The sequence below is a fragment of the Microbacterium sp. SCN 69-37 genome, assembly GCF_001724435.1.
GTDB lineage: Bacteria > Actinomycetota > Actinomycetes > Actinomycetales > Microbacteriaceae > Microbacterium > Microbacterium laevaniformans.
This window is the reverse complement of sequence record NZ_MEEL01000044.1, coordinates 16,155-28,950: the sequence shown is the minus strand read 5'-3', so window position 1 is coordinate 28,950 and position 12,796 is coordinate 16,155. Positions and strand designations below refer to the sequence as shown.

14 protein-coding genes and 1 pseudogene are annotated in these 12,796 nt (G+C 69.2%); all 15 read left to right on the top strand.

The genetic code is table 11. The annotated features are described in order from the left end of the window. The first annotated feature begins 102 nt into the window (after positions 1–102). Positions 103–348 (top strand): helix-turn-helix domain-containing protein, encoded by a 246-nt coding sequence (locus ABS64_RS12630; protein WP_292683939.1) that lies wholly within the window; start codon positions 103–105, stop codon positions 346–348. A 9-nt stretch (positions 349–357) separates the two neighbouring features. Further along, positions 358–720 (top strand): helix-turn-helix domain-containing protein, encoded by a 363-nt coding sequence (locus ABS64_RS12625; RefSeq protein ID WP_292683938.1) that lies wholly within the window; start codon positions 358–360, stop codon positions 718–720. Then, on the top strand, positions 683–1,792 hold the full coding sequence (locus ABS64_RS12620) for a Mu transposase C-terminal domain-containing protein (RefSeq protein WP_292683937.1): 1,110 nt from the start codon (positions 683–685) through the stop codon (positions 1,790–1,792). Before ABS64_RS12625 ends, ABS64_RS12620 begins: the two co-directional genes overlap by 38 nt. Beyond that, positions 1,793–2,326, top strand: a pseudogene (locus ABS64_RS14710) (ATP-binding protein); the annotation flags it as partial. A gap of 36 nt (positions 2,327–2,362) precedes the next feature. Beyond that, positions 2,363–2,680, top strand: coding sequence for an ATP-binding protein (locus ABS64_RS12610; RefSeq protein WP_292683936.1), 318 nt, complete (start codon positions 2,363–2,365; stop codon positions 2,678–2,680). Positions 2,681–2,888: 208 nt separating this feature from the next. Next, positions 2,889–3,518: a 30S ribosomal protein S4 gene (gene rpsD, locus ABS64_RS12605; RefSeq protein ID WP_005049541.1), complete on the top strand. Its 630-nt coding sequence runs from the start codon at positions 2,889–2,891 to the stop codon at positions 3,516–3,518. A 96-nt stretch (positions 3,519–3,614) separates the two neighbouring features. Then, the gene (locus ABS64_RS12600) at positions 3,615–3,896 is read left to right on the top strand and encodes an ATPase (protein ID WP_231477285.1); all 282 of its coding nucleotides are present in this window, start codon (positions 3,615–3,617) and stop codon (positions 3,894–3,896) included. Positions 3,897–3,966: 70 nt separating this feature from the next. Further along, positions 3,967–6,630, top strand: coding sequence for an alanine--tRNA ligase (gene alaS / locus ABS64_RS12595; RefSeq protein ID WP_288119767.1), 2,664 nt, complete (start codon positions 3,967–3,969; stop codon positions 6,628–6,630). After that, a complete protein-coding gene (gene ruvX / locus ABS64_RS12590; protein ID WP_061683470.1) occupies positions 6,627–7,100 on the top strand; it encodes a Holliday junction resolvase RuvX in 474 nt (157 codons plus the stop codon). The genes alaS and ruvX overlap by 4 nt, the downstream gene beginning before the upstream one ends. Next, positions 7,100–8,563: an endolytic transglycosylase MltG gene (gene mltG, locus ABS64_RS12585; RefSeq protein ID WP_288119764.1), complete on the top strand. Its 1,464-nt coding sequence runs from the start codon at positions 7,100–7,102 to the stop codon at positions 8,561–8,563. The genes ruvX and mltG overlap by 1 nt, the downstream gene beginning before the upstream one ends. After that, complete coding sequence (locus ABS64_RS12580; RefSeq protein ID WP_292683935.1) at positions 8,544–9,401, top strand: shikimate dehydrogenase; 858 nt, start codon at positions 8,544–8,546, stop codon at positions 9,399–9,401. Before mltG ends, ABS64_RS12580 begins: the two co-directional genes overlap by 20 nt. Before the next feature lie 4 nt (positions 9,402–9,405). After that, positions 9,406–10,617, top strand: a complete 1,212-nt coding sequence (aroC, locus tag ABS64_RS12575; protein WP_292683934.1) for a chorismate synthase — start codon at positions 9,406–9,408, stop codon at positions 10,615–10,617. Continuing rightward, positions 10,614–11,153 carry a shikimate kinase gene (locus tag ABS64_RS12570; RefSeq protein WP_292683932.1) on the top strand — a complete coding sequence of 180 codons (540 nt, stop codon included), beginning with the start codon at positions 10,614–10,616 and terminating at the stop codon, positions 11,151–11,153. The genes aroC and ABS64_RS12570 overlap by 4 nt, the downstream gene beginning before the upstream one ends. Further along, complete coding sequence (aroB, locus tag ABS64_RS12565) at positions 11,150–12,232, top strand: 3-dehydroquinate synthase (protein ID WP_292683930.1); 1,083 nt, start codon at positions 11,150–11,152, stop codon at positions 12,230–12,232. The genes ABS64_RS12570 and aroB overlap by 4 nt, the downstream gene beginning before the upstream one ends. Beyond that, on the top strand, positions 12,229–12,777 hold the full coding sequence (locus tag ABS64_RS12560) for a GNAT family N-acetyltransferase (RefSeq protein ID WP_292683928.1): 549 nt from the start codon (positions 12,229–12,231) through the stop codon (positions 12,775–12,777). The genes aroB and ABS64_RS12560 overlap by 4 nt, the downstream gene beginning before the upstream one ends. Positions 12,778–12,796 lie beyond the last annotated feature (19 nt).

Sequence of the window (12,796 nt, the reverse complement as noted above, 5' to 3'; positions counted from 1 at the left end):
GCAGATGGGCAGTGTGAGAACTTCCATCCTGGAAGACCTCGACGTCTATCCGCGAACCAGCCGCCGACCCTCGACTACACCCTCAACTGCGAAGAGCCCCATATGCTCGCCACGATCGCCGAGTTCGAGCACGACCTGATTGTGGAACGGACGCATGATGGCCTGGCGGCGGCGCGAGCTCGGGGGCGTAAGGGCGGCCCAAAGTTCAAGATGACGCCGACGAAGATTCGACAGGCCCGCGCGATGTACGACGAGGGTGCGCACACCGTGCAAGAGATCGCCGACACCTTCGGGGTATCCCGGCCCACGATCTACCGGCACCTGGCCGATCACGTCGAGCGGGCCTGACGAGGGATCATGGCGCACCTCAGCGACCGGCAGAAAGCCGAGCTTGTGCGCCAACACCTCGACGGTGTGCCGTGGACGCGGATCGCGGAGCACTCCGGCGTCACGGTGCGAACCTTGCAACGATGGGCCGCTCGCATCGGTGCGGGGCAGCTCGCAAGACCGCCTCGCCGAGATAAAGGTGCCTCCCGTATCCCCACGGAACTGGTCACGGCGATCGAGGCGCTGGCCGTGCGCCGGCCGGCTCCCACCATCGCGTACATCCATCGGCGCGTCGGCGATATCGCGCGCGATCGAGGGTTTGCCAGCTCCCGGGTACACGACCGTTCGCCAAATCGTGCACGCTATCGACCCGGGCCTGACAGCTCTCGCTGAGGGCGGTGACGCCTATCGCGACAAATTCGAGCTCGTCTACCGGCGTACGACAACCGCCCCGAATGAGCAGTGGCAGATGGACCGCACGCTGCTGGACGTGATGATCCTCGACGACAAGCAGACGCCTGTGCGCCCCTGGCTGACGATCGTGCTCGATGACTACTCCCGTGCCGTCGCCGGATACGCCTTAGCGGTTTCGGCGCCCACGTCCGAGCGCTCCGCACTGGCGTTTCACCAGGCCGCGAGCCGGAAACGACATGCCTCGTGGGTGGTGTCGGGGCTCCCCGATGTTCTCTACAGCGATCACGGGTCGGATTTCACCTCTGCTCGGATCGAACAGGTGTGTCTGGATCTGCACGTGCGCCTCATTCACTCGCGGGTCGGCGTTCCGCAAGGACGCGGCAAGATCGAGCGGTTCTACCGCACCATCACGACCGAATTGCTCCCGCACCTACCTGGCTTCATCCCGCACGGCACCGGCGGCACACCCACCAGCGCCCCCATGTTGACCCTGCACCAGCTCGATGACGTCCTCGAGCGGTTCATCGTCGACGAGTACAACGAGCGCCCGCACTCCGCGACCGGGACGGCACCGGACGCGCGCTGGCGCAGCGGGAGCTTCATCCCGCGTATGCCCGCACACTCGGAAGACCTCGACCTGCTGTTGCTGACCGCCACCGCCACCAGACGAGTGCAGCGCGACGGCATCCGATTCGCCTCCACCCGATACGTTTCGCCCGTCCTCGCCGCCTACGTCGGTGAAGACGTCACCGTCCGATACGACCCCCGCGACCTCGGCGAGATCCGACTGTTTCACGACAACGCGTTCCTATGCCGCGCGATCGCCCCTGAACGCTCCTCCGAAACGATCACCTTCGCCGACCTGCAGAGCGCAAGGAACACCCGGCGCCGGGCGCTGAAGCAGCAACTTCGCTCCCTCAGCAACGTCGCCAGCTCTCTGCCGGAAGACACTCGGCACCGACCCGCGGCCGCGCCTCTCTCTCCCTCCGAGCCCGACGCGCCAGCCCCGCAATCGAAGAGACACAGGCTGAGGACCTATGCCAACGACTGAATCGACCGTCGGAAAGCCGGTGTCCGTCCTCGTCGGCGCGGACGACGACGGGCGACGGTTCCTCAACGGCACCTTCGACGAATTCACCCAGGCGCCCCCACCACACACCGACACCCGCCCCGCGTTCGTCAGCACCCGAGAGCACCGACGATTCGTGGAGTTCGCCGACACCGTACGCTCACACCGCTTGGCATCGGCAAGACTCTCTCCGCCCGCCACTACGCCGGCACCGACGACTGGGAACAGTGGTACCCGCTCGCCCGAAACGGTGGCCTGCTCCCTCCCGTCCCCGAGGGCGTCCAGCAGAGTCGAACGGCGTTCTTCACCCCCACCGTCGCCGCCACCATCAAGCAGATCGACCAGGGCCTGCCCCGCGCGTGCCAACAAGTCTCGTGGGCCATTGATCATGCCCGGTACGGTCACGTCGACCCCTACGTCCATCCCGAATCCCAACACAGCGGGAACACAGAACTGCTTATCATCGACGAAGCCGACCGGCTCAAAACCGCCGGCCTCGAACAAGTCCGCGATTTCTACGACCGCCACCACATGGGCGTCATCCTCATCGGCATGCCCGGCATTGAAAAACGCCTCGCGCGCTACCCTCAGCTCTACAGCCGCATCGGCTTCGCCCACGAATACCGTCCTCTCCGCAGTGACGAACTCACCGCCGTCGTCACACAGCGCCTCCCCGCACCAGACCCCGGTGATTCAGGGCTCGCTCACACCGCCGCCCTCGCCGCGATCGTGCGCGCCACGAACGGGAACTTCCGCCTCGCCGATCGCCTCGTCACTCAGATCCGACGTGTTCTTGACATCAACGGGCACACCCACCTCACGCCCGAGGCCGTCGACGCCGCCCAGGAAGCCCTCCTCATCGGACACTGAACGACGCGACAACCGCGACATCTATCGCTGCAATTCAAACGCGGACGCCCTCTGATACAGTGGAGTGGCTCGAAACCGGTTTTCGGGCATCCCCTCTTTTCTTCACCGACCTTCCGGCATGCCCCGGCGTGCAGTCCGGACAGGGCGAGGAGAGGCGATACGTCCGCGAGGCGCGACAGTCGCGTCCGCGTAACGAAAGGAACACTTCGTGGCTACGAAGTCCCAGGACCGCCGCAAGGTGCGTCTGTCGCGCGCCCTCGGCGTCGCGCTGACCCCCAAGGCAGCCAAGTATCTCGAGAAGCGCCCGTATGCTCCCGGCGAGCACGGCCGCACCAAGCGCAAGCAGGACAGCGACTTCGCCGTCCGCCTCCGCGAGAAGCAGCGTCTGCGCGAGCAGTACGGCATCCGCGAGAAGCAGATGCGCAACACGTTCAATGAGGCTCGTCGTCAGGACGGCCTGACGGGTGAGAACCTCGTCGAGCTGCTCGAGATGCGCCTCGACGCCCTCGTGCTGCGTGCCGGCTTCGCCCGCACCACGGCGCAGGCCCGTCAGCTCGTCGTGCACCGCCACATCCTCGTGGACGGCCAGCTCGTCGACCGCCCGTCGTTCCGCGTGAAGCCGGGTCAGACCATCCACGTCAAGCCCAAGAGCGAGTCGCTGGAGCCCTTCCAGGTCGCCGCCCTCGGTGGCCACGCCGAGGTTCTGCCCCCCGTCCCGGGCTACCTCGAGGTCGAGCTCGACAAGCTGCAGGCCAAGCTCGTGCGTCGTCCGAAGCGTGCGGAGGTCCCCGTCACCGGTGACGTCCAGCTCGTCGTCGAGTACTACGCCGCGCGCTGAGCGCGTGCACATCCGAAGGGCGTCGGGGTTCTCCCCGGCGCCCTTCGGCGTTCCCGCAGACCCACCGACACGAGCCGTGCACCTAACATGGAACGCATGAAGAAGGTGCTGTGGTTCGTCGTGGGTCTCGCGGGAGGCTTCGTCGCCGCCCACTTCGTGAACAAGGATCCGCGCGGCCACGAAGTTCTCGCCGAGGTCGACGCGCGCATCACCGAGTTCACCGACCGCATCGGCGAGGCATATCGCGCCCAGGAGGCGAAGATCGACGGCATCGCCGAAGACGTCAAGGATGCCGCCGCGAACGCCGTCGAGGCCGCGAAGGACGCGGCATCCAGCGCCGTGGACGCCGCGCACGACGTCGTCAAGAACGCCGACTGACCACACACCCGCACCGTCCCGTACGGGACCGTCCGTCCCGCACGCCCGTGCTCTGCCGAGGAACCCACAGATGAAGACCGCCGAGATCGCCCAGCGCTACCTGGACTACTTCGAGAAGAACGGGCACACGATCGTGCCCTCGGCATCCCTGGTCACCGACGACCCGGCGCTGCTGTTCACCGTCGCCGGAATGGTGCCGTTCATCCCCTACCTGTCGGGTGATGTGCCCGCGCCGTACCCGCGCGCGGCCGATAACCAGAAGTGCATCCGCACCAACGACATCGAAGAAGTCGGCAAGACCCCGCGGCACGGCACCTTCTTCCAGATGCTCGGCAACTGGTCGTTCGGCGACTACTTCAAGGAAGGCGCCATCCGCTACGCCTGGGAGCTGCTGACCACATCCGAGGACGACGGTGGACTGGGCTTCGACCCGAAAGACCTGTGGGTCACGGTCTACGAAGAGGATGACGAGGCGCACGACCTGTGGCTGCGTCTGACCGACCTTCCCGAGGAACGCATCCAGCGCCTGGGTAAGGACACGAACTACTGGTCGACGGGCCTGCCCGGCCCCGCGGGCCCCTGCTCGGAGATCTTCTTCGACCGCGGCCCCGCGTACGGCATCGACGGCGGACCGGCAACCGACGACGACCGCTATGTCGAGATCTGGAACCTCGTGTTCATGCAGTACGAGATCACGGATGTGCGCAGCAAGTACGACTTCACGATCGTCGGAGAGCTGCCCAACAAGAACATCGACACCGGCATGGGCCTGGAGCGCATCGCGTTCCTCAAGCAGGGCGTCGACAACATGTACGAGACCGATCAGGTGCGCCCCGTGCTCGATGCCGCCGTCGCCCTGTCGGGAAAGTCCTACGGCGCGAACCACGACGACGACGTCCGTTTCCGCGTCGTCGCCGACCACGTGCGCTCCTCGCTCATGCTGCTGAGCGACGGCGTGACCCCGGCGAACGAAGGTCGCGGCTATATCCTCCGCCGCCTCATGCGCCGCGTCATCCGCTCCATGCGTCTGCTGGGTGTGGACGGAGCGACGTTCGCGACCCTGTTCGCGGCGTCGCGGGATGCCATGAAGGATGCCTACCCGGTGGTCGGCACCGACTACGACCGTCTCGTGACCTATGCCCTCGCGGAGGAGGCCACGTTCCTGCGCACGCTCGCCGCCGGCTCGGAGAACCTCGACGCGTCCATCGCGGCGGCCAAGGATGCCGGGACCACCTCGATCGGCGGCGCGGAGGCGTTCCTGCTCCACGACACGTACGGCTTCCCGATCGATCTCACGATGGAGATCGTCGAAGAAGCGGGGCTCACCGTCGACCGCGACGCGTTCGACACCCTGATGCACGAGCAGCGGGCCCGAGCGAAGGCCGATGCCCGCTCCCGCAAGCGCCAGCTCGCCGACACGAGCATCTACCGCGACTTCCGCGCGAAGGGCGAGACGGTCTTCACCGGGTACACCGATTGGGAGACCGAGTCGACCGTCCTCGGACTCCTCGTCGACGGTGCCCCCGCGCAGCGGGCGGTGCAGGGGCAGATCGCGGAGGTGATCCTCGCCGAGACCTCGCTGTACGCCGAGAGCGGCGGTCAGGTGGCCGACAAGGGTGTGATCGTGGGTCCCGGCTACGAACTCGAGGTCCTGGACGTGCAGCGCCCGGTGCCGGGGCTGGTCAGCCACACGGTCGAGGTGACCTCGGGCGAGGTCGGCGTGGGCCAGCCCGCGACGAGCGTCGTGGATGCCGTCAACCGCCGCGCGGCACAGCAGGCGCACTCGGCGACCCACCTCGTGCACGCGGCCCTGCGCGACACGCTCGGAAAGTCGGCCACGCAGGCCGGATCGCTCAACCGCGCCGGCTACATGCGGTTCGACTTCTCCTGGGGTCAGACCCTGTCGGAGGCGACCAAGACGGAGATCGAGGAGATCGCGAACAACGCCGTGCGCGACAACCTGCAGGTGACCACGCGCGTGCTTCCGCTCGATGAGGCCAAGGCGGCCGGCGCGATGGCGCTGTTCGGCGAGAAGTACGGCGACACGGTGCGCATGGTCGACATCGGCGGGCCCTGGTCGCGCGAACTGTGCGGCGGCACCCACGTCGGCTCGAGCGCGGAGATCGGCCTCATCAACCTCGTCGGAGAGTCGTCGGTGGGCGCCTCCACGCGACGGGTGGAAGCCCTCGTCGGTCTCGACGCCTTCCGGGAGCTCGCTGCCGAACGCGCCATCGTCTCGCAGCTGTCGACCTCGCTGAAGACGCCGAAGGACCAGCTGGCCAGCCGAGTCGCGGATCTGGCGGCAAGCCTGAAGGCGGCTGAGAAGCGCATCGCGCAGTTCGAGGCGAAGGCGCTGGAGAGCCGGCTGCCGGAACTGGCCGGATCGGCCCAGGCGACCGGGGCGTTCCGTCTCGTCGCCCAGTCGTTGGGCGTCGCGGCCTCGGCGGACGACGTGCGCACGCTGGCCCTGCAGGTGCGCGAGCGCGTGGGAGCCGGCGCCGTCGTCGCGCTCGGCGCCGTCGTCGGCGGCCGGCCCGTCGTCATCGTCGCCACCGACGACGCTGCCCGCGCGGCGGGAGCGAAGGCGGGCGTGCTCGCGAAGAACGCCGCAGCCGTGCTCGGCGGCGGCGGCGGCGGACGTGACGACGTGGCCCAGGGCGGCGGAACCGATCCGGATGCCCTCCCGCACGCGCTCGCAGCGGTGACGCGCGCACTGGAGACACCCGGCGCGTGAGCGGCTTCCGACCGGGCGTGCGCCTCGGGATCGACGTCGGCAAGGCGCGGATCGGGGTCGCCCGGTGCGATCGCGACGGACTGCTCGCCGTTCCCGTCGAGACGGTTGCGCGAACGGATGCCGCGGCCGCGCACATCGCGCAGCTCGCCGAGGAATACTCCGCGATGGAATTGCTCGTCGGGTTGCCGATCAGCCTGTCCGGTGGAGAGACCGCGTCCACCGACGATGCCCGCGCCTTCGCGAGGGAGGTGCGCGCGGCATCCGGACTGGAGGTGCGCCTCGTCGATGAGCGCCTCAGCACGGTGAGCGCGCACGCGGCGCTGCGCGATGCCGGACGCTCCCAGCGTTCGTCTCGTAGGATTGTCGACCAAGTCGCCGCCGTCGTCCTGCTGCAGCAGGCGATCGACGTCGAGAAGAGCACCGGTGCCCCCGCCGGTGCCGTATTGCCCGACCCGCAGGAGCCCGCCTGATGTCTGACACCCCGCCGAACGACGACGAGTTCGCGGACCTGTTCAGCAAACTGCCGACCCCGCGCACGCAGGCGCCGTCATCCGGTGGCGCGGCATCCGTGCCGCCATCGCGCCGCGCCGCTCGGGAGGCGGCCGCGGCGGCGAACGCCGCGTCAGAGACCCCGCCGTCGCCGCAGAGCGCACCGATCGCAGCACCGATCTCCGCGCGCGCCGCGGACGAGACCGCGGATCCCCGCCCCGAGACCGCCGCGGCAGCGCCACCGGCACCGGCGTCGCCAGAGGCCGAGGCCGTTCCGGTGCATCAGCAGCTCGATGCGCTCTTCAGCGGGGACTCGCACTCCGATCGCGGGCGCGGCAAGAGCCACGACCGCGATCGCCGCAAAAGCCGCATCGCGGGCTGGGTGATCTTCGGGGTGATCCTCGCAATCCTCGGCGGCATCGTGGGGGGCGGCTTCTACGTCTGGAACACCTACGAGGACAAGATCCGCGCGTTCCTGGGGTGGGAAGAACCCAAGGACTACGAGGACGGCATCGCCGAGGGCGACGCGACGGTGACGATCGTCACGGGCGACACCGGATCGACGATCTCGACGTCGCTGTTCCAGGCGGGCGTCACGAAGACGGACACCGCCTTCTACGACTACTTGATCAAGACCGGCCAGAACCCGGACTTCCAACCGGGCGTGTACACGCTCAAGCAGAAGATGTCGTCCGCGGCGGCCCTGAAGGCTCTGGAAGACCCCAGCAGCCGACGCGAGAACACCGCGCAGCTGCCCGAGGGCTTGACCATGGGCTCGACCCTGACGCGACTCGCCGACGGAACCGGCATCCCGCTCGCCGATCTGCAGGCGGCGGTCGCCGATCCCTCGCAGTACGGCGTCAGCGCGACGACGCTCGAGGGCTGGCTGTTCCCGGCGACCTATACGTTCGATCCCGGGAGGACGGCGCAGCAGGTCATCAAGACGCTGGTCGATCGCACGGTGGCCTCTCTCGACAAGGCCGGCGTGCCGACCGACCAGCGCGAGCGCATCCTCACCGTCGCGTCGATCATCCAGCGCGAGGCACGATTCACAGCCGACTTCTACAAGGTGTCCCGAGTGATCGAGAACCGCCTCGATCCCAACAACGAGGAGACCCACGGCCTGCTGCAGATGGACTCGACGGCGCAGTACGGCTACAACGAGATCAACAAGGGCACGGCCAGCTCCTCGGCAGAAGCCCTCGCCAACGACAACCCGTGGAACACGTATCTGCACCCGGGTCTGCCGATCGGGCCGATCGCCAACCCCGGCGACCTGGCCATCGACGCGGCGATGCATCCGGCAGACGGGCCGTGGCTGTACTTCGTGACGGTCAACCTCGACACCGGCGAGACGATCTTCAGCACCACGTATGCCGAGCACGAGAAGGCCGTGGCGCAGTGGCAGCAGTGGTGCGCCGCCAATGACAGTGCCGACTGCTGAGGTCCCGACCGGATCGTTCCTGGAGGTGTGGGGCGACCCGATCGCTCACAGCCTCTCGCCCCGGATCCACGCCGCGGCGTACGCCGCGCTGGGATGGGACTGGAGCTATGGACGCCGACGAGTCGCAGCGGCCGACTTCTCGCGCGAGCTGGGCGGCCTGGGCGCGGCGTTTCGGGGCCTCTCGCTGACGTTCCCGCTGAAGACCGAGGCCTTCGCCGCCGCGACGCACCGCGATCGCACGGCCGAGCTCACCGGCGCCGTCAACACGCTCGTCCGCGTGGGCGGGCAGTGGCGCGGCTTCAACACGGATGTCGGCGGAATCGTCGGCGACGTGCGAGCCCATGGTCTCGATGCGATCGAGACCGGCCGCATCGTCGGCGCGGGGGCGACGGCGACGTCGGCGCTCGTCGCGCTCGCACAGCTCGGCGCGCGCACGGTCGAGGTGGTCGCGCGACGCCCCGACGCGGCCCACGCCCTCGCCGAGCTGGGGGAGCGTCTGTCGGTCGCCGTCTCGATCGCGGCGCCGGACACGGTGGCGCCGGCATCCGTCCCGCTCACCGTCTCCACCCTGCCCGGCGGCGCCGCGCTGCCGGAGGACACCTCCCGACGGATCGCGTCCGACGGGGGGCTGCTCTACGACGTCGTGTACGGCCACTGGCCGACCCCGCTGGCCGTGGCGTGGCAGGCGGCGGGTGCTCCCGCCGTCAACGGCCTCGGCATGCTCGTGCGACAGGCCGTGCTGCAGATCCGCGTGTTCCGAACGGGCGACGTCGACCACCCACTGCCCGATGAGGATGCCGTCGTGGACATCATGGCCCGTGCGCTCGTGGGAGACTAGGCGAATGCTCCGCGTGCTCACGGCCGGCGAATCGCACGGCCCCGAACTCGTCGCCTTCATGGAGGGACTGCCCGCCGGCGTCCCCGTCTCCCGCGCCGCGATCCAGGCAGATCTCGCGCGTCGCAAGCTCGGCTACGGCCGCGGCTCGCGGATGAAGTTCGAAGAGGACGAACTGACGATCTCCGCCGGCGTCCGGCACGGCCTCAGCATGGGCAGCCCGATCGCGCTGCGCATCGGCAACACCGAGTGGCCCAAGTGGACCGAGGTCATGAGTGCCGAGCCGGTCGAGATGACCGAGATGTCTCGCGGCCGCGGCGCCGCGCTCACGCGCCCCCGCCCGGGCCACGCCGACCTGGTCGGCATGCAGAAGTACGGGTTCGACGAGGCGCGTCCGATCCTCGAACGCGCGAGTGCTCGCGAGACGGCGGCTCGCGTCGCTCTGGGCGCGATCGCCCGCTCGTTCCTCGGTGAGCTCGGAATCCGTCTCGTCAGCCACACGCTGTCGATCGGCCCCGTTCACGTGCCCGCAGGCGCTGCCCTTCCGACTCCGGACGACGTCGCCGCGCTCGACGCTGATCCGCTGCGGTGCTTCGATCCCGCGACGTCTGCGGCCATGGTCGCCGAGGTGGATGCCGCGAAGAAGGACGGCGACACCCTGGGCGGCATCGTCGAGGTCCTCGCCTACGGTCTTCCGCCCGGTCTGGGCTCCCATGTGCAGTGGGACCGCCGCCTCGACGGCAAGCTGGCACAGGCACTGATGAGCATCCAGGCCATCAAGGGCGTGGAGGTCGGCGACGGCTTCGAGACCACACGCCGACGGGGTTCGGCGGCTCACGACGAGCTGTTCGCGGCATCCGAGGGCATCACGCGCTCCTCCGACAAGGCCGGCGGCACCGAGGGGGGAATGTCCACCGGGACGGTGCTGCGCGTGCGCGCCGGCATGAAGCCGATCGCGACCGTGCCGCACGCGCTTCGGACCATCGACGTCACGACGGGCGAGGCCGCCACGGCGCACCACCAGCGCTCCGACGTCTGCGCGGTGCCCGCCGCGGGCGTGGTGGCCGAGGCGATGGTCGCGATCGTGCTGGCCGAGGCGGTGCTCGAGAAGTTCGGCGGCGACAGCGTCGGCGAGACGGCCCGTAACCTCCGCAGCTACCTCTCCGCGATCCCCGAGACGCTGCAGACGGCCGCGGACAGCGACGACGCCCTCGGATGACGAGTCCTGCGATCGTACTCATAGGCCCGATGGGGGCGGGTAAGACGAGCGTCGGCAAGCGGGTGGCCAAACGGCTGGGCCTGCCGTTCACCGACAGCGACGCCGTGATCGCTCGTGAACACGGCCCGATCGAGACCGTCTTCGTCACGCACGGCGAGGCGCACTTCCGCGAGCTGGAACGCGAGGCTGTGGCCGACGCGCTCAAGAGGGGCGGCATCGTCGCACTCGGCGGGGGAGCGGTGCTGCACCCTGACACCCAGGCGGCGCTGGCCCATCACCACGTCGCACTGCTGACCGTCGCCCCGCACAATGTGGCCGCCCGCATCCGCGGCGGCGCGCGCCCCCTCCTGCAGGAGGGCGACGCCGTCGAGCGCTGGCACGAGATCTACGCCGCACGGCGCCCCCTCTACGAACGGCTCGCCCAGGTGAGCTTCGACACGTCCGCCGGTCCTCTGCAAGACACGGTCGATGCCCTCGCGGCGTGGATCGAGGCGGAGCTGGCCGGCGACGATCACGCCCGAGGAGCACACGAATGACCGACACCACCGTCATCGGCGTCGCCGGCGACCAGCCTTACGACATCACGATCGGACGGGGCATCCTCGGCATGGTGGGCGACGCCTTGCCGCCCGCCGCGCAGAAAGTGCTCATCGTGCACCCGCCGACGCTGTCGGCCGCCGCCACCGAACTGCGCGCGTCGCTGCTCGCCTCGGGGGAGCGTCAGGTGCTGCTCGCCGAGGTGCCGGACGCCGAGCAGGGCAAGCGTGTCGAAGTCGCGGCGTTCTGCTGGCAGGTGATGGGTCAAGCCGACTTCACGCGCACCGACGCGGTCGTCGGCTTCGGCGGCGGAGCCGTCACCGACTTGGCGGGCTTCGTCGCGGCGACGTGGCTGCGCGGCGTCGCGGTGGTGCAGGTGCCCACGACGGTGCTCGGCATGGTGGATGCCGCCGTCGGCGGCAAGACCGGCATCAACACGGCGGAGGGAAAGAACCTCGTCGGCGCGTTCTGGCCGCCGCGCGCCGTGATCTGCGATCTGGCGCTGCTCGACACGCTCAGCCGCAACGAGCGGGTGGCCGGGTTCGCCGAGGTCGTGAAGGCCGGCTTCATCTGGTACCCGGAGATCCTCGACATCATCGAGGCAGACCCGGAGGCTGCCGTCGACCCGCAGTCAGCCGCGTTCCGCCGCTGCATCGAACTGGCCATCGAGATGAAGGCGCGCGTCGTCGGCGAGGACCTGCGCGAAGCCGGGCTGCGCGAAGTGCTGAACTACGGGCACACGCTCGGCCACGCGATCGAGCACGCCGAGCGGTACCAGTGGCGCCACGGCGCAGCGATCTCGATCGGCATGCTCTTCGCCGCCGAGCTGTCGCGGCTCGCCGGAAGACTGTCGGATGCCTCGGCCGCCCGCCATCGCGCCATCCTCGAGCTGCTCGGGCTTCCGACCAACTACCGCGCCGGGGCCTTCCGGCAACTGCTGGCGACGATGCAGCGCGACAAGAAGACCCGCGGCGGCATGCTGCGGTTCATCGTGCTCGACGACATCGCCAAGCCCACCGTGCTGCAGGCGCCCGACGAGTCGCTGCTGTTCGCGGCGTATCAAGAGATCGCCGAGTGAGCGCGGCGCCCGCAGCCGGGCCGTTCGTGCGGCGCGTGCGCGCCGACGAGGGGGAGCGGGTGCGGGAGCTGCGGCTGCAGTCGCTGCGCGATCGCGACGCCGCCATCGCCTTTCTCGACACCGCCGAGAACGCCGCACGGCACCCGGCCGCGTTCTGGGCAGACCGCGCCGGCGGTGCGTCGACGGGCACCGCGGCCGCGCAGTTCGTCGCCGAGGACGATGCCGGCCGGTGGGTGGGGACGGCGACCGTTCTTCGCCGTGCCGCGGGCGACGTCGATCATCTCGGGCCTTCGCTCGACGCGGATCGTTCCGATGTGGTGGGTGTCTACGTGACGCCCGAGGCGCGGGGTGCGGGCCTCATCGACGCGCTCCTGACGGCGTGTGCCGACTGGGCGAGAAGCCTCGGCGACGATGCCCTCTTCCTCGACGTGCACTCAGACAATGCCCGCGCCGAAGCGGCCTACGTGCGCAACGGGTTCGTTCGGACGGGACTCGAGATGACGGGACCCATCGGCCCGGAGCGCGAGCTGCGCCGCCCGCTGTGAGAGTGCGGCGATAGGGTGC